This is a genomic window from Rhizobium sp. B230/85, from assembly GCF_019355735.1.
GTDB lineage: Bacteria > Pseudomonadota > Alphaproteobacteria > Rhizobiales > Rhizobiaceae > Rhizobium > Rhizobium rhododendri.
On sequence record NZ_CP072157.1, the window covers coordinates 492,140 to 515,225 of the forward strand.

Genomic DNA, 23,086 nt, shown 5'->3' on the forward strand with positions numbered 1-23,086 from the left:
ACAAGCCAACCCTATCAGCTAGTCGACGCCACCATCGGTCTCGACCTGCGTCCTCTCCTCACCCAGCGGATCTCGCGCAACGTCAGCGAACTCCTGCAGAATGGCTTTTGAACTCTCGCTCGCCAGGCGTTCGCAGAGACGTCCAATCAAAAGCTCGACATCGGCGTTCAGCGTCGCTGGCTCGAATGAGGCGCCATCAGCACATTGGAAAATCGCGTCATTCAAGGCCTTGATATCCGCTCCGAATACCTCCCGGACCTCTTGACGTTGAAGAATGGCCGGGCCGATGGAGCGCTCGCCGCCTTGGTCCCGAGAATCCGGAATGCGACCTGGTGGATTTCGCGCTTTTCCTGGAGATCCTGAATAGACGCTACGGGCCAGCTTCTCCCGATCGATATCAATCTCGACATCGCTACCCTCCTCGGCAAGGACAGGAGCACGGTTGCCTCCGGCGTCTTTCTCCTGCCGGCCGGCCGGCCCGTTCCTTCGGCTATCAGGTTCCCGCACGCCGTTCCCCTTGGGCAGGTCTTCCGGACTGACACCGGCCTCACGTTTCTCGTCGAGATCCAGGCGATGACGAAGTTCGTCGAGCGATGATATATAGACGTAGCGTACCCCGTCCTTGACGATGAAGCGCATATTCTGTGGTTGCGGCGGTCGCTGCACGGCGCCTAAGTCGATCTCGGTTTGAGTCCCGGGCGGCGGGCTTCTCGTTTTCGAAGGGATGGCCGCCTCAGGGTCCGCCACGATTGGCTTGACTGCGTCGCTATCAGCGATCGTCCATTCGACCGGCTCCATGCATGGCCGTGTCGCCGGCTTGAACTTTCGCGCCTTCGAAAACATGCGCTCGCCACCGGAGTCCAGTTTCATGATACGCATCAGCGGCATGCCGGTGACCTGGAGGATCGCCTCCTCGGGTTTCATCATCATCAGCGTATTAACCGGCAAAAGATCGACCGAAACCGGCACCTTTGCAATCGATCGATCGCGGCGACCATGGCGATGGGTATAGGATGACTGCTCGACCCACTCCGTCGTCCTGCCGGCTGCCATCGACACCGCCGTCGCGTCCTCCTGGTTCTGGAAGTTCATGAACAGCTTGATCGTCGATGCACCCATGAGGATCTTTTGGCCAGAGCGCTGGTAAAGCCGTTCGAGTTGGGCGCCATCCTGCAGAATGAACACGAAGCGAACGCCGTTCTTGCGGATCAGCGGAGCGAGTGTCAGGACAGTGTCGATGCGGCCACCATTGCCGAACTCGTCGAGCATCATCAGTACTTCGTGCTCGCCGTTGCGCAACCGTCCCATCTGCACGAGCTTGTCGGCCATTTGCTGGATAAACATCGAGATCAGCCGTTCGTAGATCTGAATGGCATTCCAGTCGGCCTGAACGTAAATCACCACTTTCCGTTTTCTGATGGCGTCTATCGGGATTGACGTAATCGATGTCAGTGCCTCGACCAGCGGGTTCTGCAGAAAATTGAGCTTGGCGACGATCTCCGCTGCAATGCCCTCCCCGAGCTTTTCGTGGCGCCCGGCGAATTTGGTCAGTTGCATACGGGTCTGGTCGGACAGGACGGCCTCGTAGTTTTCCAGAAGCTGAATGATCACCTTGCGCTCATCCGACATCGAGTTGAGAATACGGTAGAGTTCGCTGAGCGACTTGCGGGTATCAGGGCATTCGAGCACGAAACCCAGCATTGCCGTCAGCAGGATCCTGGCGCTTTCCTCCCAGAAATCGGAGGAATCGGATCGCAGACGTTCCGGGAGCAGCATCTGCGTGAGTTTCTGCAGGTCTGTGATCCTCTGGTTGGGATCGGCACTGATCAGATCCAGCGGATTGTAGCCGTCGGTGAAATTGGACCCCGGTGCAAGCAGGAAAATCTCGTAGCCCCTGTCCTTAAGGTAGCCTGAGGTTTCCTCGAAAAGCTCACCGCTCATATCGAGAACGACCTGCGAGCCCTTAAAACTCATCATGGTCGGGATGACGAAGCCGCGCGATTTGCCCTGTCCCGGCGAGCCGATGACCATCACATGCTGGTCGCCGTCATTGCGCAGAAGCAGCCCCTGTTTCAAGCCGAGCACGATGCCATACTTGTCACGCAACTGAAAGTCGGCGGCATCTTTCAAGGTTGCCAGCCGCGCTTTGCCCATGATCATCCGTTGGCGTTTCTGGATCGCGGCGCCGATTGGAACCCCGACTAGCGCGCCTGCTGCCCCCAGGCCCGCCAGTGCGCCGAGCACTGTCTGTCGCGAGGGCTTCCGATATGCGCCTGCCGCGTCGGTCGCACCGAAGGGTGCCTGATACATCGCTGCAAGGTGATTGCTATAGTAGTCGGCAATATCGACATGTCCGCCGGCCCTTGTCGCCACGAGGTAAAAAACGATCCCGTAGACGGCGACACCGCCATAAGCGGCGGCGAAAATGAGTGCCGAGTGTGCAATCAGGGTGAACATCGACCTGATGTGAAGGAGATAGAGGATCTTCCGCGATAGCGCCCTACCCCCTTTCAGCATCCACAGGCACAGCAGGAAAAACAGGAACGGCGTGGCGAGGGAGAGGGCGAGCAGCGACAGCCCGACCGTGTTGCGGGCCCGGACGATGGACCATGTATAAACAAGGCTATCGAGGAGACGAGCCTGAGCGATGTAGTCGTAATAGGAGGTCGATCCGAATGACGTAACATAGGCGTCGTAGATCAGCGTGAAGAACAACAGCCACACCGCGAAAGCCCCGAGTACGGCGACCGGAAAAGTGAAGGTCGAAGCTCTCTGAAGCTCCGTCCACTTCGGGCGATCAGCCTGCGTGTCCGTGTCGACGCTTGCCATCTTCATCCACCTCGTCGGCAAAGTAAATTTCGCTGACACCGCGGCCACCGGCGGCATCGCTCTTCTTCAACTGGACCACGATCGGAATGATCGAGCGGATGTAGCGGATGATGTCGTCGCGCTCCATGCGGACGTTGCTGTTGAGCACCAGCGTCGACAGTCGGTTAAAAGCGTGATGCGGCGAGTTGGCGTGGATCGTCGACATCGAGCCCGGATGGCCGGTATTGATCGCGTTGATAAAGTCGAAGGCCTCGTCACCGCGCAGCTCGCCCATAAAAATGCGATCCGGCCGCAGGCGCAACGCCGACGCAAGGAGATCGGTCATCGTCACCCGGGCCTCGCCCTGTCCTCCTTTCGAAACCAGCAGCGAAACGACGTTTTCCTGGCAAGGCTCCAGTTCTGCAGTATCCTGCATCAAGACGAACCGCTCGTTGTTCGGAATGGCGGTGAGCATGGTGTTGAGAAACGTCGTCTTGCCGGTCGACGTGCCGCCAGAGATCAACATGCTGCGGTGATGGACAGCCGCGAGCTCCAAGAACCCGCGTGCCCTTCCGGCCCGCAGCAAACGTGACAACTCGATATCGACATCGTCGATATAGTCGTCGCCGGTGACCTTGGTGAATCGGAAGGCACCGGCCTTTTCGTAGTCGCCGAGATCGAACCGGCGTATGAATTGCTTGCGGATCGAAAAAGCATGTCCTGTCGCCGAGGTCGGATTGAGGACGAACTGCACGCGCTCGCCATCGACCAGTGTGGAGGACAGCAACGGGTTCTCGGCATTGACGGTTTGCTTGGTGAACGACGCCGCGCGGGACGCCATGTGACGGATCGCCTCCTGGTCGAGCCCATCGACCGCCTGCCTCACCATGCTGAGCTGACCGATGCGTTCCAGCCAGATCTCATTGCTGCGCTGACAGGAGATCTCGACCACACCGGGATCGTCGAGAAACGTCTTGATGGGCTCGAGCGCCTCGGACAGGAAGTGTTGTTCGGCGGAGATCGATAAACAAGCATTCATTTGCCGAGCTTCTTTCTGCGCAAGCGCTCGAACGCTTCGCGGACCGGGTCTGAATAGAGATCGGAGAAATCCAGATCTCGTGTGACGAACACGGTGATATCGGAGCCTTGGGCGATATGGATCGTCGGCTTGATGTTTTTAGTGTCCTGGAACGCCTCCGTCGCAAGCTGCTGAATGCCTGACGCGATGGTCTCTGCAGCGATCTCGCGTGCGCGATCCTGCGAGGTGGTTCCGTTGTCCTGGGGAATGCTGGTCACGGTTCCGTCCGTATTGACGATCGTGATACTGCGATCCTGTTTCTGACCGAGCTGAGCGATGTATTGAGTCACGCCGCCGATGATCGTCATCAGCGCCGGCGGCCCGAACCGCTCCCAATATTTCCGGTCGACGACGCCGGTCATGCCGGAGCGGCCGAGACGGTCGGTGCCGTAGGAACCAAGTTGGACCGAAACACCATCGCCACGTATCATCCGGGTCCAGACGATGAAGAGGCGCTCCTGCCCGCGTTCGACACCGGACTTGTAGTCGCCGATCAACGAGGAGCCTGCGGGAATGAGGATGCGGCGGCCGTCGAAGGAATAGACATCCTCCCGGACGATCGCCTTCACCATGCCGGCGAGATCGGAATTCACAGCCGTTTCGAGCGTACCGCGGATCATCGTCCCCTGCGGGATCCAGGCATCGATGCGCCGGTTCTCAGTGGCCGTCGAGACCTCCACTCCCTGGCCACCCATCGCTTTCAGGAAGGCGCGGTCGCCATCTGTAGCGCCGCCGGCATCGGGGTTTCCACCGGAGGGCGCCCCAGACGAGCCGTTCGCGCCGACCAGGCCGGCTCCCGAAGCATCGGAGGAAGCCGATGCGGATCCGTTCCTCTGCTCGGATTGATCGAAGACGACAGCGGACGAGCGGACACGCTCGAGAAGCTTCGCCTTTCGGGCGAGCTCGATACATCTTGGATTGTCGGGATTGTTTCCCCTGGAGCAATCGACATCGACCGGCGGCGCGATCTGGACCGGGGCCGGCACGACTGGTTCCGGCAGCGGGGGTTGCGGGGGCGGAGGAGCCTCTGGTACCTGGACGGTCGGCAAGGGCGGCGGCGCCGGCGGATTGAAGCCCTCGTTCCTCGGCGCCTGAACCGGGCGGAATTCTTCCCGAGGCGTCGTGTCGACGGTCGGTTCCCGCTCACCGCCGGAAAACAGGAAGTAGAGAACAACGCCGATACCGGCGATCGCGACCACCACAGCCATCGGACGCATCAACCCGATCCCGGATCGCCAGACCTGGCCGCCAATTGCGGTATCGGTGTCGATCGAGTGATAGTTCGGATCCGACATCGTGCCTCCTATCGTGACTTGGGTTCGGACCGGAGCCCAGCGGAGCCGAGCCGCTTTGGCGCCACGGCACCTTCGATCGGGGCCGGCACATCGGCAGGGGCTGTGCGAAGATTGAACAGGCAGGTCTCGTTCTCAGTGCCGTAGCGCAGCGTCCATTGCCGCGAGACCGTGTCGATGACGATGTAATCCGCCTCCCGTCGATAATTGACGAGGCTTTCTCGACGTTTGGCGTCGACGATGAAGATGGCGGGCACATCGCCTGTGAACTTCATGAAGGTCTTCAGCCCGTCGTCGAAGACCCAGAGCGGCTTGGCTGCATCACTGCCCTTGAAGCCGTAGTCGTTATTGACCTTGTCGCGGCGAATATTCTTGATGTTCGGATTTCGCTCGGCGTCCTGGGCCTGCTTCCAGAGCTCTGCCGTTCCCTTCAGGCCGGTATCTTCCGGGTAAATGAATCGCAGGTTGTATGTTTGGTTCTGGATAGACTTGCTATCGTTCACTTCGAGGTCGAAGGAATAGGCGCGTTTGGTCGTCACCACCGAGAGGTTGGTCGGGGCGTCCTTTTCCATCGGTTTCAGGGTCAGCGAACGGCGATCGGCCGATGTCAGGATCTGCCAGGACACTGTATCCCCTGCGACGACCTGCGTGATCTGTTCGTCCGCGCCGAACAGGATTGTCGTGACCATCCCGTAGGTGCCGGTCAGAACAAACACCTGCTCTGCCGAATACGGCAGTGTCCGCACCCGGGGGTCGAGCCTGCCGGGGCGGGCGAGAAGTTCAGCCTGGGCAGCCGAGCTCGCCAAGAACAGCGACAGGGCGGTTATCCACATCCTGCGCTTCATTGAACGAGCCCCGAAGGCATGGTCTCGGGGACCTTCACATATTCGGTGACCACGAAGCCGAGCGGATTGTAAAGCCGGACCCGATTGCTGGCGGGAAGGTTGATCTGTTTATAGCGAACCGTTGCGGACCACCGGTTGACGACCTCGCCGCCACGCTGGCGCTCTCTCGTTTCAAACCGGACCGACATCGTCGTCTGATTGAGTGGATTGACCGACAGGATTTCCGGTCTGATCTCACCGGTCGTTCCGAGCGTCTTCACCGGACCTCTGGGATTGGAGGGATTCATCCAGTCCGAATAATCCTTGAACGCCGGCGAACCCGGCTCCGACCACAGCGCAATCATGTCGAAGTTCTCGGACAGATAGCGTGGGTCGTAGGTTTCGCGGCGGATGACATAATTGCCGACGAACGAGGCGCGAACTGCCTGGATCTCGGAGACGTTCGTGCGGTCCTTGTCGAGTGTGGTGACGGTTTCCATGTAACCGGTGTTTTTATCGACGATCAGCGGCACGACCTCTGTGCGCACGAGCGGAAACAGTTGCGCCACCGAAAAAGAAAGCACGCCGGCGACGATCCAGCCGGCCACTGCGAAGACCAGCAGGATGAGACCGATCAAAGTGCGAAGGGAGCGGTTCTTCTCGCCCCAGGAAAGATGCTGGTCGTAGATATCCTGGGGACCGGGGACACGGTCGGCTGGCGCCGCTTTCAATTGCCGTCTGAACAATGCCAAGTCTCGAACCTCGAAGTCGCTATTTTTGAGAAATTTGAAGCCGTTCTTGCTCTCTTGGTCATTCGCTGCTGCGCCGACGATTGGTCAGCATCCGACCGAGGGCGCCGGCGCCGGCGATGCCGCCGCGACCAGCAAGAGCTGCTGCCGTAACGGCCCCTCTCGGTCCAGCCAGCATGCCGAGCCCGACTGCAGCTGCTTGGCCGGCGCGTGAATTGCTGGAGGCCAACTGTCTGCGGGTAGCACTGTATGCGGTATCAACCCCGCCGCCGCCCGGAACACCAGAGAATGCGGTGCCGTAGGAAAACGTGCGCGCAAAGTCGGGGACCTGGAAGATGAAATAAGAGATCAGAGCCAGATAAAGCACCATGGCAAGCACGATCGCTAGCGCGTTTTCCTTGGTGGCCATGTCGCCGTTGATCGTGTCCATCATGCCGATCAGGAACCCGAACGACAGCCCGGCCATGATGTAAGTGAAGAGCAGCATAAACATGCCATAGGCGACACCCCTCACCCATGCGTCGAAGACAAACCGCGTGATTCCGAAGAAATAGGAAAGGATGGCAATCGGGCCGATCGCCAGCATGACAGCGGTGATCATCTTGGCAAACAGCGTGACGCCGGTGAGGATCAGCAACATCGGCAACAGGCCGAACACAAGAACGATGAAAACGACGACGGCGCCGGTGACGTTCGGCAGCCATCCGGATTCATAGGAATTGAAGAGCTGCATGGCAAAGTCGTAGACCTTGCGCGCCATGCTGGCGACTTGGCTCGCGATATCCGAACCCGCCGACTGACCACCCATTGCCGAGGAAATGGCTGAGCCAAGATCCTGCGGTGCCGACAACACGAACTGGCCGATATTGTCGTAGAAATTCGCCCATGACATGATCAGGGCATAGGCGAGTGTAAGCTTGAAGGCGGTAAGGGCCATATCCTGCAGGGAAACGCTGGATAGTCCGAGCGCGCCCCAGAGGAAGTAGAGGATCAGGAAGATCGCCAGTATGCCGGAGACCAGATTGCTGTTCTCGGCAAACAAACCCCATGCTCTTTCGAGAGACGCCTCGTTGATCTTGTCGAAATATCGAAGCGCATCACCATAGAAATTTATCGCGTAACTGACGGGATCCATGTCTCATCCTGGAATTGATTGACAGGGCGCATTGGGCCGCAATCGTTTTTGGTTGCCGCCTCGACCGCCACCTCCGCAGCTGTCGGCTTCAGCTCTGTCCCGTAGCTGGGTGCCGGTACAGGGTTTTCGTCGGCCGAGCATTTCGCCATCTGCTCGTATTTCCCGGCGCAACCGGTAAGCGCGACAAAGCCGATCGCCAGCAAGTGGGTGACCCTCAATGGTTCTGCTCCTCGAAAGCCTTCAACTGATCACGAACCGAGCTGCCCTGTGGCGCGGTTCCGCCGTCACGCATCACGCTGTCGGGAAGCGGAGCGAAGGTCTTGAGGTTCTGCGATGAGGTGGCGAGCGCTGCCTTGTATTGTTGGTTCAGCAGCATGACCTGGTTGTTCAACGAGCCGACGGCTTCGTTGGCGGTCTGGTTCCCCTGAAGCACCATCTGGGTGTTTTGCTCCAGAGCCCCTTTCAGGTCTTTTGCCGTTCCGATCTGTTGCGTGGCCTGCATGAACGAGTTCTGCCGGTCTTTCGTCGCGCTGTTCATCGCGTCGGTGAGCGCGGTGAGCGTGGTGAGTGCATTGATTCCCTGCGAATAGACTTGGTTGGCGCCTGACAGCCCGCCGCCCTTGGCGCTATCGACCACCATCTTTACCAGGTTGAGGCCGTTGATCAGCTTGGCCGCGGTGTTCTGGAACTGGCCGCCGATCCCTCCGAACACAGCTTGGTTGCTCGATAGGATAGTGCTGAAATCCGGCGCCTGTCCCATGCTGAAGCCATTGCCGGTCGCAAGCTTGGCAAACTGGCTGGCATCCTGCGTCCGGTCGCCTGTGATCGCTGCCAGAGTTTTCGTGGTGTTGTCCTTGACGACGGATGTGTCCTGCTGGATCTCCGACGATAGTCGTTTGATCTCCTCGCTGAGCGAGATGTTTTCCGAATCCTTGACAGGGACCTGTGCCTGCGCCTGAGCAACAACCAACAAGCTCAAAGTCGCCGCTAAGAGTGATATCTTCATGTAACTTTCCTCTCCTGTCCGTTCACTTCGCGGTGGGTCTGGCATCGACGACTGTTACGAGGCCCAAGGCGGGATCTTGCATCACCGAGAAAGTCGCGACGTTGCCATCGGCGCGGGCCTGTTCCTGCAGGTCGAAGAGCCAGCGCTGGATCTGCTCGGTACTCGCGCTCGACGGCACCGCAAAGCAGCGCGTGCCGCCGGTATCAATGATATTGGTCGGGCATTGGATCTGCGCCATCGCAAGCGAGCCGTCGTAATCTTTGGCATTGCCGCCGCCAGTCCCGCGCAGGCTCGCTGATGACGACTGAAGGCCAGCCTTTAGGCGCTGAAGATATTGCTGGTTCGCTTCGGTCGATTTTCCGAGCAACTCGTTCCAGACCGAACCGCGCTCGACCTGCGCCTGCGTATTCCGGTCAACGGCTTTCTTGATTTGCTCGCCGCATCCGTTCCCGTAGCTGACGGTTTCCGGCTCGCCGGCACCTTGCGTCGGGGTGCGGTCACCATTCTGAGCCTTGTTGCGCGCATAATAGGCAGAGACCTTTTTGACGTAGTCCTGGGTTTCCGGAATGTTTGGGATCTGGCCATTCTGCAGCGACTGCCGATACGGGCCGGCATTGTAGCCGGCGGCAATCAGGTCGTAGCGGTCGCCAAACATCCCCTGGAGTTGCTTGATATATTTGACGCCGCCACGGATGTTATCACGCGTATCGTAGGGGTTGACGCCGAGCTGAGCGGCTGTCCCCGGCATCAGCTGCATGACGCCGGTGGCTCCGACCGCAGAGCGGGCGGATTGGCGAAAGCGTGATTCCTGCTCGGCGATCGCCAGTGCGAAATTCGGATCGACGCCCTGCCGGATTGCCTCATCCTCGACCATGCTGGCAACTTCCTGCTGGCTCGGCGTGCGCTGAGATGGCGCCGCCGGCGCGGTGCCGCCCGCCATGCCGTCCGCCGAGCAATCAGCGGGCGCGCCGGAACCCTGACCGGGTGCCACGCTGTCGGTCGTGCCGCCCGAGGCGCCTTTCAGCTTCCGGGAATCGGCCTGATAGCCCTGGTACCAGTTCAATGTCGCCTGCTGGATCTTCTGGCGCGCATTGTCGATGACCGGCACCTGCGCATGGCTCGTACTGCCAGCAAGAACCGCAGCGAGGGCCAAACCGCCGACTGCAACTCTCTCAAGACGCTTTGCGCTGATCATCGACCGCTACCCCGTTCCAGTCGCAGAATTTCGACAGCCAGTTCTTCGGATCCTCTCCATGCTCGTCGAGCAGCATCTCGACCTCACGGACCGTCTCCTCTCGGCCTGACAGCACCTTGATGAACTCGGGCATGTGGGACATGTCCACGCGGGCAATCACGCTGTTCTTCGCCTGTTTGATCAGCATGAAGCGCGAATTCGGATCCCCGTTCTTGACCCATTCGAACTCGGCCCGGGATAGGCCGAAGTGCTCCATGTAAGAGCTTTCGTCAGCCTTCGGATTGGCGAAGAAGATGTTCGTCGACGTCTGCTCGATGATCGTGCGGCTGACGCTCGAGCGCACCACATCGTCGGCTGACTGCGTGCCGAAGATCACCAGACCGTTCCTTTTCCGGATGGTCTTGAAGTAATCCTTTAGCGTGCGCTTGAACTCATCGTCATCGAGCAGCTTCCAGGCCTCATCCATCAGATTGATGATCGGCGCCTTGCCGTCGTAGATTTCGTCGAGTCGATGGAACATGTAGAGAAGTGCTGCGGTGCGCACCGTAGGATCGTCGAGGATCGAAGTCATGTCGAAGCCGATCATCGGCCTCGAGATATCGAGAATATCCTCGGCATTGTCGAAGAGCCAGGCATAGGGCCCCTTGTCGACCCATTTGTCGAGCCGGGCGATCAGGCTGCCCTCCGTTCTCTCGCTGCCGGCAAGCAGTGCCCGCAACGACGAGAGACGGCGGTACGACCTGCCCTTCGTCTTGAGGACAGATTTGATCGCGCTGCGGATGATTGATTCTTCTTGCGGCGTCAGGCTCTCGCCTTCCTTCGACGGCTTAAGCATGAAGCTCAAAAGCCCGTACAGGAAAACCCGGTTTCCCTCTGTGTCATCGAGTAGCAATGGGTTCCAACCGGAGGGTTTGCCGGGCTCCAGCGTCATGTAAGTTCCGCCCGCCGCCCGCACCATGATGTCGAGGCCGCGATCCTTGTCGAAGACGATTGTCTTCAGGCGCGGGCTGACACGATAGGCCTGCAGAATGAGGAAGCCCATGATGACAGTCTTGCCGGATCCCGTCGGTCCGAACACTGTCGTGTGCCCGACATCCCCCTGGTGGAAGTTGAAGAAGAAGGGCGTGCCGGAGGTCGTCTCAAAGATGGTGATCGCCGGGCCCCAGTGGTTGCCGTCCGGCTTGCCATAGGGATAGGCATGGAAGCTGCTTAAGCCCGCGCAGTTGAGTGTCGAGATCAAAGCCCGGCGCGCGATATAGGCCTGATTCCCGGGAAGCTGCGCCCAGTAGGCCGGTTCTGCATTCAGATCCTCTCGGACATATGACGCTCCGAGCGCACCAAGTTCGTTTCCGATCAGTGCCACCGCGTCGTCGAGCTGCGTTGTCGATTTGGCAATCGGCATGATTGTCAGATGATGCTCGGTGAAGGCGACGCGTTTGCGTGCGAGCTCGTCGCGAGCGATGTCGAGATTGGCCTGCACGCTGGATCCACCTTCGTCGGCCTTCGACATCTGGCGGTCTAGTCGTTCTATCCGACTGCGCGCAGCCATATCATCGACGAAGGACATTGATTGGGTCAACACCAGCTCGAACGGCAGCTTGAGGACATAGTCGAGCATGCCTGCGCCGGTCTCGGGCGGATACTCCTTCAGGGAGACCATCGCCGCATAGCGGTCGTCATCGGGCGTGTCGCCCTGCAGATGGATGATGCGGTTGCCGATCGATGTCCTGCGCGCTGGCAGCAACTCGTCGGCCGGGATCGTCCCAAGCCTGATCGGCCGGACGCGTCCGCCATTCAGAAGTGTGTAGAAGAATTCGCACTGTTCGGAGAACCAGACTTTTTGCGCGGTCTCATCGATCACCATGTCTTCCGACACATCACGGAATATCGTCCTGCTATTCCCGAGGTCCGCGTGCACGCGCTGCACGTCGCGAAGGACCCTCGGACCGTAGATGCCAAGCGATTTCTCCAGTGCCCGCGTCGCCTCGACCAGCTTGTCGCGCATCGCACGGAATTGTTCCTTGCGCACGATGGTGCCGCCGGCGCCCATGATGCGGGAAAGAGCTGACCCTTTCTTGAACATCGGCCGCACAACCAGCGAGACATAGGTGTCGTTCACGAACATCTCGTTCTTGGAGATGCTCTTCTGATAGACATGGTCGAGACACTGCATGAAAGGATCGGCGAAAGCCGAGGGTAACGAGGGCGCCACCTTGCGCCGAACGACATGCGTATAGAGCGCAAAGCTGCCGATCGAAGAGATCGCGCGGAAGGCGGCGTTGCGCTGTCGCTGCAGCATGTTGATTGTCTCGATGTCGGCCGTCTCGAAGGAAAAGCCGGTCAGCTTTACGGTCGAGACGAGGCAGTCGTTCTTCAGGCGGATGATGCCGTTCTCGATCGGCACATAGAAAGGGACATGCGTCGCGACACGGCGATCCGCAAAGATCTCCCAGCCCCTCGACAGACTTCCTTTCAGCGATCTCGCCATCGTGTTCATCGCTTACACCCCGTAGGTTCTGACGCCACCGCCGAGCTTCCGGCCAAGAGGATTGACGCCGCACATGCTCAGCCGACCGACGATCTCAAAGAACCAGAGGTCGAGTTTTACGGTAAGCACGTAGAGGATGCCGTGCAGAATGGCGAAACATGCGGGGAACCATAGGATCGATCCCAAGATCAAGAACACCATCAGCGAGATGAAGCATTCCGCCAGGAAATATGTGTAGGGTATTCCCATTACTGTTGGCGGCCGCGTCAGCGCGAGAATAACCGGATGGGATTCGATGTAGTCGTCACGCCCGTCGGAATCATTACCCGCCATGCTCACGTCCCCCCGCCGGCGAGGAAGTCAACGAGTTCGGCTGCGGCAAACATACCGGCAAGGCATCCGCCGACACGCAGGAGCGCCCCCCACGACCAGTATCCGAAGGCCGCTGCGAGGAACATGCCAATGAAGGCGATCGCGCCGACCGAGCGGCCGAACGGGCCCGTGAAGAATTGCACCAGCCGATCAGCCGCCTGCTGGAGACGATCGAGGTTCTGTGCCGCCGCCGGCTCGTACTGGGCGGCGAGCAGAATCAGGCTTGCCGCAAGCACAATGGCGGCGTTGCCGAGCCATTTTCGGCGAGCCATGGAGGACCAGGCAACGCTGCTATAGAGAGCGGCCGTGTGGGCTGCGAACGCGATGGGATTCATTTAGACACCTCTTCCTTGACGATTTTGACTGGTCCGCCAACATCTCTACGCCCTTCCTCACGCTGAGGACGGGCGTCCGGCGGGATCGGCTGTGCAGCAGAGAAAACAAGCATTGGGGATCTAACTCGCTCGGCAGGCCCGGCGCGCGGCGAGATGGGTACGGGCGCTGAGGGCGGGATAGCTTGCGGATGCCTTTGCCTGACCACTGTGCCGGTATAGTATCCGACGACACGTGTGACAAAGTCGGCGGTCTCGCGGTTCAGCGGCAGGGAGTGGCGAAGGTCGACGTTGGGTTCACCGGCATTATAGGCCGCGGCGATCAGCACCGGATTTCGGTACTTATCGATAAGGAACCGGAGAAACCTCGTGCCTGCCTGGATGTTTTGTTCGGCATCGGTCAAATCCTTGGCACCGAAGGCTTTGCCTACGCGTGGCATCACCTGCATTAGTCCGATGGCGCCGGCAGAACTCACCAAGCCTGGATCGAAGCCGCCATTCTCGGCCCGCATGACCGAAAGCACCCAGTTCGGATCAACTCCATCCGTCGCGGCAATCGCCAGCGCGAGCCTCGCAAAGTCCGTGGGGATGCCGGATAAAAGATCGGGGCGAGCCTGTGCTGTTGACCCGCTGGCATCGACATTCAAGCTGGTGTCCAGGTCCGTGACCGGAGATGCTGGCGGGCTCTCAAGAGAATGAGCACCAATGGGCGACTGCACGGTGCGTTCGCACCGTGCAGTCGCGCTATCAGGCGCCTTTCCAGGTAAGCTCGAGGGATTATTATCCGACTCTCCGTCCACCTCAAACAGAAGAGCCCTATCCCACTTCCGATCTTCGTCGCGCGGCCCTTCAAAGCGCTGGTTGAAGTTCGTCGCTTCAAGTGCCGGGACGGCAGCCTGCTTGATCGCGACAGATCCAGACGCTGGGATTGCCACCGACAGCACCGCAGGCTTTCTTACAGTCGCGCCTACGCCACTAGACTTATTGACCTGTGTAGATAGTCCCGGAGCGATATGATGGTTGCTGTCAGAAGGGCCCGATGCAAAGCCGGTGAGCAGGGCAGCCGAAGCGCCGGCAACCCACAGTCTTCTTGGCGACCAAGATATCTGCGGTCTGTTCACAGGTGAAAGCGGAATACGATCCATGGCGAAACCAACGAAACTTATACTGCGGTATAAGTCTTTGAACCGCATTCCGCCACGGAAATCAACTGCAAATTTCACTGGAGTATAATTATCTGGAAGGAGCTACCCGGGAAGGAGCGCTTCCTGAGGCATGTCAATTGGGGCGACCAGTTATCCGGCGTCTAGGGATACTGAGGTTGTCAGAGCCCCCAAATGCGAGCAAAGCGGACAGCTGTCCCGTCCTTTACCAGCACCGAGCTTGCATGAGTGTCCGAGCGGCCAGCAGAGATCCGGCACACGAAATTGGGCAATTCCGTCTGTATCGTCGACATATATTGCTTATCGGAGGTGAGATGTACATGTTGATCGTACGCATGACAGTGTCGTGGTATGATCGTTTTCAACCTGAAAGCGGATGATACGATGGCCCAGACGCATTACAAGATCAGCGAGGCGATGTCGCAATATTCTCCGACTATATCGAGACCGGCGCGCTCGGCATAAGCTCGCAGTCGGTCATATTCAGGTCCGGTTTCTGGTCGGGCGTGGAAACGCGCAGATAGAGCTCCGAATGGTTTTGCTGCGGTGTGGATGCCGGCTTAAGCCGTCCTTTAACGTATTCCTTTCCGGACGGCGGAACGCTATGCCCCGAAGCCTTTGATTTAGGCAGTTTCCACGACCCCTTCGGCATACCCTTTTCCGGACACCATTATGACAGCGATCGACCGCACTGCCTACCCTCGCTCCGACGAGCGTCTCACCCGATGAGGCCATCCATCTCCTCGATGGCCTCCTGAAAAACCGCTCCACCGTCCAGCCGGACACCCTGCATCCCGACACGCAGGGTCAAAGCGAACCCGTCTTCTGGCTGGCGCGCATACTCGTGATCAAGCTGATGCCGCGCACGCGCAACTGGGTAGACGTGACCTTCTATCGTCCCGATAAATCGGTCTCGTACCAGTACATCGATGCGCTCTTCTGCCGCGAGATCGACTGGCAGCTGATTTCTTTGCTACCCCTGCATTTACGGTTGGCCACTGCCGCCGGCTGCCCCGTACACCTGACCAATCGCATAGCTCGCATCGGCCGCGGCAAGTTGGACGTAGATTGACGCCAATTCGGCAGGCTGGCCGGGCCGGCCAAGCGGGGTGTTGCCGCCGAAGGACATGAGTTTGACTTGCGTGGCACCTCCACTTACCTGCAGCGGTGTCCAGATCGGTCCAGGGGCGACGCCATTGACACGGATGCCTTTCGGGCCGAGCTGTTTTGCCATCGACTTGGTGAAGGACATCATCGCAGCCTTCGTCATCGCGTAATCGACCAGGTCTTCGGATGGGTCGTAAGCCTGTTCCGACGTTGTCTGAATAATAGCCGATCCTTCTGGCAGATGCGGAAGCGCCGCCTTTGTCAGCCCAAACATTGCATAGAGATTGGTCTTCATCGTTGCATCAAAATCTTCGCTGGAGAGATCGAGAAGCGACGGGCGCTGTTGTTGTCGACTGGCGTTGTTGACGAGGATATTGAGCCCACCAAGCTGGCGCACTGCCTCCTCGACAATCTTGCCACAACGCGCTTCGTCCCGGATGTCGCCGGGTAGCGCCACTGCTACTCTACCCTCTCGTTTTATGAGCTCTGTGACTTGACGGGCATCAGGCTCCTCATCGGGCAGATAGCTGATTGCAACGTCTGCACCTTCACGCGCGAACGCTATGGCTGCCGCGCGCCCCATGCCGGAATCTCCCCCGGTGATCAGGGCCTTGCGGCCGGCAAGACGTCCCGATCCCTTGTAGCTAGTCTCGCCATGATCTGGCTTGGGATCCATCTTGCTAGCGAGGCCAGGCCAAGGCTGCATCTGTGATTTGAACGGTGGCTTTGGATAGAGCTCTGTCGGGTTGCTGATTTTCACCTCAGTCGGATTTGCGGTAGATGGTTGCGCCGCGTTTGTTTGGCGTGATGCCAAAGCCACAGTGGCTACGACTGCAGTAGCACCGCCTACTACGGCCCGGCGGGATAATTTTGGTAGCGACGTCTCGTCACGCTTGGTCATTGCATATTCCTTTTTTGAGTCACGGGACAACCAGTTATGAGCCGTTCCGTTCCAGGGCTCCGTCATCAGGCATTTAATCGAGACATAGTTGGGAAATAGCAGGGATACCAAAACCCCGAGTGGTCATTTACGGGTGCGGGCGCTCGATCTTAAAGGGTGGGCAGCTCTGCAGCTTGGCTTAAGTTGGTGCTGTATTCGATCACCGCCGGCGACATCCAAGCCAAGAAGCGGCCGTCTTCATGCCGGCGCACGTAGCGGGTTCGGCGCAAAGCTTTGGCCGTCCGGACCGAGGCCAGAAGGTCTGACGACGCTAGCTCTTGAGCACGAGTGCAATAAACATAAGGTCGGGATCTTCATAGTAAAAGCCGCTTAGCACCAGCGACTTCCGCCCTGACCTCGTTCGACACTAAGTCCACAAAGGCACGGACTTTCGGCACACGAAAACGGCTTGCTGGCCATAACATCGTCAGGACCCCGTTACGGTCGACCTCATTTTCAAGAATGCAGCGTAGCCGTCCGTTTGCCAGCCCTTCTCGCACGAGGAATTCCGGAAAACATCCGATACCCCCGCCGCGCTGAGCTAGATCGAGGAGCGGGTCGATGACGCTTGCGCTCAGACTAACCGGCACCTGCTGTCCCGGCGCAGATTTCAACGGCCACGGGGCTATACGTCCGGACGAAAATTTTTGGCGTAGGCAGACATGGTCAAAAAGCTCCCCTGGCGCTCTCGGCTCTCCGTGCTTCTCCAGGTAGCTGGGTGCTGCCACAAGGAGCCAGGTAAAGCTACCGAGGGTTTTGTGAAGCAGCCGGGAGTCTCCGGTGTCCCCGGTCCGGATCACAACGTCGAAACCTTCCTCGACAACGTCGACGATGCGATCGCTATAGTCCAGATCGAGTTCGACGTGTGGGTACTCGGCGACAAACGCCGCGAGCGCTCTGGTAAAGAGCGAGCCGGTCAAAGGAAGGCTGACGCGCAACTTGCCACGTGGGCTTCCCGCCGCTTCCGCCAACTCTGCTTCTCCGGCGTGAAGTTCTTCCAGCATCCTGCGGGCGCGGACCAGGAAGATGGCGCCCGACTCGGTCAGCGAGATGGTGCGGGTCGTTCGATGGAACAGCGTCGTCGCCAATTGTCCCTCCAGCCGCGCAATGGCCTTGCCGATTGCCGAGGAGGAAAGTCCGAGCTCCTGGGCCGCCAGTTTGAAACTTCGGGTGTCGGCTGCGGCCACGAACGCTCGGAGCGAGGCAAGACTATCGACGGGCTCTGCCATAAACCACCTTTCTTCCGCAATGATCGGAACTGTAGCCTATAAATATTTTGCGCGACAGGCATTATTAAGATGGTCAGTTGGAAACGAGGACACCGCATGACAGATCTTTTCACCCCATTCAATCTTTCCGGATCGCAGCTTGCCAACCGGGTGGTCATGGCACCGATGACCCGCTCGCGCGCTCCACACGATGCTGCCGACGCGACAATCGCCCTCTATTACGCACAGCGTGCCACAGCCGGGTTGATTGTCAGCGAGGGCACTCCGATTTCGCGTGAGGGTCAGGGCTATCTCTTCAATCCCGGCATCTTCACGCCCGAGCAGATTGCCGGCTGGCGTCTGGTGACACAGTCCGTGCGTGCCGTGGGCGGCCGGATGTTCGCTCAGATATGGCATGTCGGCCGTGTGTCCCACCCTTCGATCCAGGCAGGTGGCATCGATCCCGTCAGCGCCAGCTCGAAAATCGCCAAAGGCGCGACCGCCTTTGGATACGATGAGAACGGCATTCCGGCCATTATCGAAACAACGAAACCACGCCAGCTTTCGACAGAGGAGGTCGAGCGTGTTGTTGGCGACTTCGCCAATGCCGCCAGCAACGCCATTGAAGCAGGCTTCGACGGCATCGAAATCCACGGTGCCAACGGCTACTTGCTCGAGCAGTTCCTCAACCCCGAGGTCAACGATCGCAAGGACCGCTACGCCGCCGACACGATGGAAAACCGTCTGCGGTTCGCGCTCGAAGTTGTGGATGCCACCATCTCCCGGATCGGCCGCGAGCGTGTTGCCATCCGCCTGTCGCCCTTTGGCAAGCTATTCGACATGCCGCATCACGGCGAGATCGAGGAGACCTACTCGGCACTGGCCGCGGCGCTTGGCGAACGGCGCATCGCCTACATCCATATCATGGACCAATCGGGCTACGTCGGAGGCGAGGACACCAAGGGAGAGACGGTCTCTGACAGCATCGTTCGTCTGCTCGGCGACTTCCGCAAGAGCCTTCCCGCCACGGCGTTGATCCTGGCTGGCAACATGACACGCGCGCGCGCCGACAAGCTGATCGCGGACGGCACGATCGATCTGGCCGCGTTCGGCCAGCCGTTCATCTCCAATCCGGACCTCGTGGCCCGGCTGCGAAATGACTGGCCGCTGACCCCACCGGATCGCACTACCTATTACGGTGGCGATGCGCACGGTTACATCGATTACCCGCCCTATGCCGCCGCGTGAACTGTTTCTCGAGGTCGGATCACGTCCGGCCTCTTGTGACTGCCGCGGGAGGGGCCAATATTGTATCTGAAAGTCCCCAGCCACGGGCGCTCGCCAAACTCCTCAACCTACGGGTGTACGCTCTCGGCATCCGCATGATGCGCAAAGCCTGGCGCAAGTTCTAACGATTAAGCCTGAGGCAGAGGCCTGAATGAGGCAACCGCATCAAATATCACAAATGGCAAATAGCGTTGGCGACAGAATGAAGGAGCCCGCAACAGCGGTTCAATTCGATTAGCAACGTCGAACCGGCGGGATCCTTCTTTGATAGTCATCCTAGACACCTGCCCATGAGTGCGCTTTTCTGCAGTTGAGTTCCGAGGCAAAAAGGAAAAGATATGGCGGACGTCATTATGGCAACGGGTTCGGCGTGCGCAGTCGGTGTGAATTCTCCAAAGAATGGAATTGGCGGCGACGGGAGGCAGAGTGATGACCCGCATGGCTTTAGGGACGCTCTCGACCGATCGGCAAGTGATCAGGATGGCAAAAACCTGACGACGCCGACAACGGGCGATGCAAAGGCCATCGCTGCAGGAAGCGCATCAGGCGATCAAAATCAGGCGAATGCAGCGTCGTTGGCAGTGCCGTCAGTTGCAGTGCAATGGCCCGGCAATGACAGCGTGAATGCTTCCGCGCAATTTCTCGCCGCGGCAGCCAACGCCGTCAACGACCAGACATCCAGAGCCTCGGTGAAACCGGGCGATCTTGAGGCAACTTCGCCACTTGGACTTGCCCAGCAATTGGCCGATGTCGTTGCCGGCGCGGCGACAGGCGAGCCAGCCACACCCGTCAAAGGTGACATTCCGGGCGTCAAGGGCAGCAAAAGCGGCGCTGCCTCCGACGATAACAAGGACGCCGATCCCAATGCATCAGACGCCAGTGTCGCCAGCGGCGCGGTGGCTGACGTGCTGTCGCTGCTCGGAGCCAGTTTGTCGGCCGCCGTCATCCCCGCACAGACCTCAGCCAGCGTTCTGGCCGCAGCCGGGCAGCTCCACACCGGCAATGGCAAGATCGATCCCGGCGCGGCCTCTGTTGCAAATGCGCTTCCGGCCGACGCCGCGGACGACAGCGGCGACGCCGTTGCCGTAGGCATGACCATGCTGGCGCCGTCAATGGGCAGCGCTGGTCAGGGCAATGCCGTTGCCGGCACATCTACCGACGGTGACGCCCCCGTAACGTTCAACGTCGATCGGGCGAGTGGCAAGGTACAGTCGCTGGATCTCTCAGCGAGCCGGAATGCGGACGATACGCCTCAGCTCGATATCAAATCGGCAAGCGGCGACACTGGGGCCACCGTCACTGTCCTCGACTCCCGACGCTTCGTCGGCCTCGCCGATGGCTCCAATTCGGCACTGGTCGCCAATTCGCTGACGGGCAACAAGGACTGGGCAGCGGCCATGCAGCCCAATGCGGCGCTGACCGGAGCATCGGCGACAACCAGTGCCAGCAAAGTCATGAACACTCTGAAAATTCAGATGAATCCGGATAACCTCGGGATCGTCACCGCGACCATGCGGCTTTCGGGCGAGCAGCTTTCCGTCGATCTCAAGGTCCATTCCGCCGAGGCCTACAGGCAGCTCAGCAACGACCAGAGCGCGATGATCGATTCACTGCGCCAGCAGGGCTACAGCGTCGATCGCATGACCGTGACCTACACAGCGCCGGACACATCGAGCAACAACCAGCAGAGCCCCCAGGGTCAGCAGCAGCAACAACCCGGCACAAGCCAGGGGCAGGGCAGCGATGGCCAGGCTCGCAGACAGAATTCAGGACGACAGGCCGGTGATCAAGATGGTATATCGCGCGCAGGCAACGTGGGTACGGACGATAGCGTTGCTGGCGGTGCTCAGCGGGCTCGTGCCGGGGGCGTCTATCTCTGACACTTTGACCACGCCTTGACCACATGTTGCCTGGCAGTCGAGTGGTCGGCTCATCTACACTTCGCAGGTAGCGAGCGTTACACAAGTTTGACCGCACATCAAGCCTGCGATCTTCAGCCGATGTCGTGTCGCCCGTCGCAACAAGATCGGAACGGTCGCGAATGACCATCGAGAGTGGAGCGCCGGTGATTGTTGCAGAGTTGCCGGCACTCCAGCCACTGGCGCAACTGCCCTCCAACAAAAGCCGCAAAATTTTCATGGCAGCATCTCCTTTCGATCCTAATGAAAATCGAGAAGGGCAACCGCCGCAAGCTATTTAAGCGGCTCTGAGTCCGGGCGACACGCGTGGCCCTGGCAATTGGGCGCATAGAATGCGCCCAATTTTGGGACTACATCTTTGGCAGAAGTACCTTGTCGATGACGTGGATGACACCATTCGACTGCTTCACGTCAGCGATGGTGACAGTAGCGGCGGTCCCGTTTTCATCCGTCAGGGTGAGCTTGCCCATGTCTTCCTTTGCCGTGAGCACGCAGCCTCCGACGGTTTTGATGTTGTGGCTGCCGCCGTCGTCCTTGATCATCTTTTCGACGGTCGCCGCCATGGCGTCGGCAGCAACCACGTGGCAGGTCAGGATCTTGACCAGCTTGTCCTTATTCTCAGGCTTCAGGAGCGTGTCGACCGTACCTGCCGGCAGAGCCGCAAAGGCTTCGTTGGTTGGTGCGAAGACGGTGAAAGGCCCTCTACCTTCCAGGGTTTCGACGAGGCCCGCCGCTTTGACGGCTGCAACCAGTGTCGTATGGTCCTTTGAGTTGACAGCGTTTTCGACGATGTTTTTGTCAGCATACATCGCCGCGCCACCAACCATTGGGTTTTCGGCATGTGCCAGCATGGTGCCTGCTGCAAGCGTAGCCGCGACTGCGACTATGCGTAGTGTGGACTTGATCATGGAATTCTTCCCGGTTTTTCTGGCCCCTCGAATAAAGGCCTCTCCCTAACGCCGATGGCGCGTATCCGTCATGGATACAGCGATAGCTACGGCCCTTCGCTAACAATGGTTTCAAAGCAAATATGAAATTTTGACGACACACGAACGCAGCACTGAGAGCGAATTTTTTGTTGCTCGACAAGTCCACCCTCGTTACGGCACACGTGTGAAGGTCGCGCGATGGAGATTGCCTTAAGCCGGCGTCGCCGAATGGGAAGACATAGGGATCAAGCACGACGTCTCCAAGTCAACGAGTTCGATCACCTAACGAAACCGCACTGTTGCTCTCATCTTGGCATCTTTACCGTTGATCCCTGTTTCGCAACTGTGCTTTTGCGATACCGCGGCTGCGCGGCAACCTGGCCCGCCCTGCATTTCTGTCCGCCATGAAGGTGTTTCTGCAAATGTTGCGATTATCATTCTCGAAATGGTCATCGCATTCCTGGCGTGCTGCGGTTGTCCTATCAAAAATGAGAGCGTCGCGGATGGGGCGTGCGGAACCTGATGTTTCCGCTTCTAAAGTAAGCGTATAATGACGGCACAGAACGTCCTCGATGAAGCCACGAAACGATCGTCGTAAGGGCAAATGCCCCGCATATCTGTCAAGCTAGACTGAGACAATAACCAAGTTATTGCTTAACAAATTCGGAGAATTTCGGCCGGCATATGCTTGAACGGCATATGAACCATTGCTCATTCCAAGGCTATTCAATAAATCGGTAACGATTGACCGTCGATCTGAGAAGGAAAGAGATCATTTGACCGCGAGTTCGAAACAACCAGATCCGGTCGATATTGAGGTCGGGAGGCGCATTAAGCTGCAGCGCAGGATCAAGGGCATGAGCCAGACTGTCTTGGCTGATGATTTGTTCGTCACGTTCCAGCAAGTGCAGAAATATGAGAAGGGGTCCAACCGCGTCAGTGCCAGTCGTATGAGCAACATCGCTCGGATCCTCGAAGTCCCCGTCTCTTATTTTTTTGAAGGAAATGAGCAGCAGCCTGATCACGACGATGGCGATGCGATATCCCCGCTCAGGGACTTGACGCAATTCGTTGCCACCATTGAAGGCAGCAATCTCAACCGTGCGTTCTCGAGCATCCGATCGCCAGAAATCAGAAAGCGCATTATAGGACTTGTCGCAGCTCTGGCAAAGGAGCACGCTGAAGATTGATTGCTAAAGCACCCACCGAGTGTGTCGTCGATAATCATCGCCATTCGTCCGATACGGCAGGTTA

20 protein-coding genes are annotated in these 23,086 nt (G+C 58.8%); 5 read left to right on the forward strand and 15 right to left on the reverse strand.

All coding sequences use genetic code 11. The features are described from left to right. Positions 1–18: 18 nt before the first annotated feature. The 12 genes from J5289_RS20420 to J5289_RS20475 form a co-directional block, all read right to left on the reverse strand. On the reverse strand, positions 19–2,829 hold the full coding sequence (locus J5289_RS20420) for a type IV secretory system conjugative DNA transfer family protein (RefSeq protein ID WP_209207432.1): 2,811 nt from the start codon (positions 2,827–2,829) through the stop codon (positions 19–21). Then, a complete protein-coding gene (virB11, locus tag J5289_RS20425) occupies positions 2,798–3,847 on the reverse strand; it encodes a P-type DNA transfer ATPase VirB11 (protein ID WP_209186922.1) in 1,050 nt (349 codons plus the stop codon). Before virB11 ends, J5289_RS20420 begins: the two co-directional genes overlap by 32 nt. Further along, a complete protein-coding gene (gene virB10 / locus J5289_RS20430; RefSeq protein ID WP_209188089.1) occupies positions 3,844–5,181 on the reverse strand; it encodes a type IV secretion system protein VirB10 in 1,338 nt (445 codons plus the stop codon). Before virB10 ends, virB11 begins: the two co-directional genes overlap by 4 nt. Before the next feature lie 8 nt (positions 5,182–5,189). Then, a complete protein-coding gene (locus J5289_RS20435; RefSeq protein ID WP_247750747.1) occupies positions 5,190–6,023 on the reverse strand; it encodes a TrbG/VirB9 family P-type conjugative transfer protein in 834 nt (277 codons plus the stop codon). Then, positions 6,020–6,754, reverse strand: coding sequence for a virB8 family protein (locus J5289_RS20440; RefSeq protein WP_209186924.1), 735 nt, complete (start codon positions 6,752–6,754; stop codon positions 6,020–6,022). Before J5289_RS20440 ends, J5289_RS20435 begins: the two co-directional genes overlap by 4 nt. A 58-nt stretch (positions 6,755–6,812) precedes the next feature. Next, positions 6,813–7,886, reverse strand: a complete 1,074-nt coding sequence (locus tag J5289_RS20445; RefSeq protein WP_209188088.1) for a type IV secretion system protein — start codon at positions 7,884–7,886, stop codon at positions 6,813–6,815. Between the two features lie 214 nt (positions 7,887–8,100). Continuing rightward, positions 8,101–8,892, reverse strand: coding sequence for a conjugal transfer protein (locus J5289_RS20450; protein WP_209186960.1), 792 nt, complete (start codon positions 8,890–8,892; stop codon positions 8,101–8,103). 22 nt (positions 8,893–8,914) lie between these two features. Continuing rightward, complete coding sequence (locus J5289_RS20455) at positions 8,915–10,087, reverse strand: lytic transglycosylase domain-containing protein (protein ID WP_209207431.1); 1,173 nt, start codon at positions 10,085–10,087, stop codon at positions 8,915–8,917. After that, complete coding sequence (locus J5289_RS20460) at positions 10,065–12,584, reverse strand: VirB4 family type IV secretion/conjugal transfer ATPase (RefSeq protein WP_209207430.1); 2,520 nt, start codon at positions 12,582–12,584, stop codon at positions 10,065–10,067. Before J5289_RS20460 ends, J5289_RS20455 begins: the two co-directional genes overlap by 23 nt. 3 nt (positions 12,585–12,587) lie before the next feature. Beyond that, entirely contained in the window at positions 12,588–12,908 is a 321-nt protein-coding gene (locus J5289_RS20465; protein WP_142831944.1) for a VirB3 family type IV secretion system protein, read from the reverse strand. Between the two features lie 2 nt (positions 12,909–12,910). Further along, positions 12,911–13,282, reverse strand: coding sequence for a TrbC/VirB2 family protein (locus tag J5289_RS20470; RefSeq protein ID WP_142831946.1), 372 nt, complete (start codon positions 13,280–13,282; stop codon positions 12,911–12,913). Beyond that, complete coding sequence (locus tag J5289_RS20475; RefSeq protein ID WP_209186963.1) at positions 13,279–14,502, reverse strand: lytic transglycosylase domain-containing protein; 1,224 nt, start codon at positions 14,500–14,502, stop codon at positions 13,279–13,281. Before J5289_RS20475 ends, J5289_RS20470 begins: the two co-directional genes overlap by 4 nt. Before the next feature lie 631 nt (positions 14,503–15,133). On the opposite strand from J5289_RS20475, the gene J5289_RS29385 reads away from it, so the two are divergent. Continuing rightward, a complete protein-coding gene (locus J5289_RS29385) occupies positions 15,134–15,514 on the forward strand; it encodes a transposase (protein ID WP_257625534.1) in 381 nt (126 codons plus the stop codon). Here the strand turns inward: J5289_RS29385 and J5289_RS20485 are convergent. Beyond that, complete coding sequence (locus tag J5289_RS20485) at positions 15,428–16,255, reverse strand: SDR family oxidoreductase (protein WP_209207438.1); 828 nt, start codon at positions 16,253–16,255, stop codon at positions 15,428–15,430. The two genes, J5289_RS29385 and J5289_RS20485, sit on opposite strands and share 87 nt — an antisense overlap. A gap of 548 nt (positions 16,256–16,803) precedes the next feature. Beyond that, on the reverse strand, positions 16,804–17,718 hold the full coding sequence (locus tag J5289_RS20490) for a LysR family transcriptional regulator (protein ID WP_209188084.1): 915 nt from the start codon (positions 17,716–17,718) through the stop codon (positions 16,804–16,806). A gap of 96 nt (positions 17,719–17,814) precedes the next feature. Between J5289_RS20490 and J5289_RS20495 the strand changes: the two genes are divergently transcribed. The 3 genes from J5289_RS20495 to J5289_RS20505 all read left to right on the forward strand — a co-directional run bounded on the left by J5289_RS20495 (position 17,815) and on the right by J5289_RS20505 (position 21,184). Next, positions 17,815–18,945, forward strand: a complete 1,131-nt coding sequence (locus tag J5289_RS20495) for an alkene reductase (protein WP_209207429.1) — start codon at positions 17,815–17,817, stop codon at positions 18,943–18,945. 377 nt (positions 18,946–19,322) lie between these two features. After that, the gene (locus tag J5289_RS20500; protein ID WP_209207428.1) at positions 19,323–20,864 is read left to right on the forward strand and encodes a flagellar hook-length control protein FliK; all 1,542 of its coding nucleotides are present in this window, start codon (positions 19,323–19,325) and stop codon (positions 20,862–20,864) included. A 161-nt stretch (positions 20,865–21,025) separates the two neighbouring features. Further along, positions 21,026–21,184 carry a hypothetical protein gene (locus J5289_RS20505; protein WP_153816490.1) on the forward strand — a complete coding sequence of 53 codons (159 nt, stop codon included), beginning with the start codon at positions 21,026–21,028 and terminating at the stop codon, positions 21,182–21,184. Positions 21,185–21,253: 69 nt separating this feature from the next. Here J5289_RS20505 and J5289_RS20510 read toward each other — a convergent pair whose 3' ends face one another. Continuing rightward, on the reverse strand, positions 21,254–21,811 hold the full coding sequence (locus J5289_RS20510) for a fasciclin domain-containing protein (protein WP_209186124.1): 558 nt from the start codon (positions 21,809–21,811) through the stop codon (positions 21,254–21,256). Positions 21,812–22,608: 797 nt separating this feature from the next. Here J5289_RS20510 and J5289_RS20515 point away from each other — a divergent pair. Then, entirely contained in the window at positions 22,609–23,022 is a 414-nt protein-coding gene (locus tag J5289_RS20515; RefSeq protein ID WP_247750746.1) for a helix-turn-helix domain-containing protein, read from the forward strand. Positions 23,023–23,086 lie beyond the last annotated feature (64 nt).

Excerpts from the sequence above, each read along its gene's own strand:
- J5289_RS20420 (WP_209207432.1), bottom strand. The coding sequence starts at position 2,829 with ATGGCAAGCGTCGACACGGACACGCAGGCTGATCGCCCGAAGTGGACG.
- J5289_RS20445 (WP_209188088.1), bottom strand. The coding sequence starts at position 7,886 with ATGGATCCCGTCAGTTACGCGATAAATTTCTATGGTGATGCGCTTCGA.
- J5289_RS20460 (WP_209207430.1), bottom strand. The coding sequence starts at position 12,584 with ATGAACACGATGGCGAGATCGCTGAAAGGAAGTCTGTCGAGGGGCTGG.
- J5289_RS20495 (WP_209207429.1), top strand. The coding sequence starts at position 17,815 with ATGACAGATCTTTTCACCCCATTCAATCTTTCCGGATCGCAGCTTGCC.
- J5289_RS20435 (WP_247750747.1), bottom strand. The coding sequence starts at position 6,023 with ATGAAGCGCAGGATGTGGATAACCGCCCTGTCGCTGTTCTTGGCGAGC.
- J5289_RS20510 (WP_209186124.1), bottom strand. The coding sequence starts at position 21,811 with ATGATCAAGTCCACACTACGCATAGTCGCAGTCGCGGCTACGCTTGCA.
- virB10 (WP_209188089.1), bottom strand. The coding sequence starts at position 5,181 with ATGTCGGATCCGAACTATCACTCGATCGACACCGATACCGCAATTGGC.
- J5289_RS20465 (WP_142831944.1), bottom strand. The coding sequence starts at position 12,908 with ATGGCGGGTAATGATTCCGACGGGCGTGACGACTACATCGAATCCCAT.
- J5289_RS20500 (WP_209207428.1), top strand. The coding sequence starts at position 19,323 with ATGGCGGACGTCATTATGGCAACGGGTTCGGCGTGCGCAGTCGGTGTG.
- virB11 (WP_209186922.1), bottom strand. The coding sequence starts at position 3,847 with ATGAATGCTTGTTTATCGATCTCCGCCGAACAACACTTCCTGTCCGAG.
- J5289_RS20450 (WP_209186960.1), bottom strand. The coding sequence starts at position 8,892 with ATGAAGATATCACTCTTAGCGGCGACTTTGAGCTTGTTGGTTGTTGCT.
- J5289_RS20505 (WP_153816490.1), top strand. The coding sequence starts at position 21,026 with ATGACCATCGAGAGTGGAGCGCCGGTGATTGTTGCAGAGTTGCCGGCA.
- J5289_RS20470 (WP_142831946.1), bottom strand. The coding sequence starts at position 13,282 with ATGAATCCCATCGCGTTCGCAGCCCACACGGCCGCTCTCTATAGCAGC.
- J5289_RS20485 (WP_209207438.1), bottom strand. The coding sequence starts at position 16,255 with ATGCAGCCTTGGCCTGGCCTCGCTAGCAAGATGGATCCCAAGCCAGAT.
- J5289_RS20455 (WP_209207431.1), bottom strand. The coding sequence starts at position 10,087 with ATGATCAGCGCAAAGCGTCTTGAGAGAGTTGCAGTCGGCGGTTTGGCC.
- J5289_RS20490 (WP_209188084.1), bottom strand. The coding sequence starts at position 17,718 with ATGGCAGAGCCCGTCGATAGTCTTGCCTCGCTCCGAGCGTTCGTGGCC.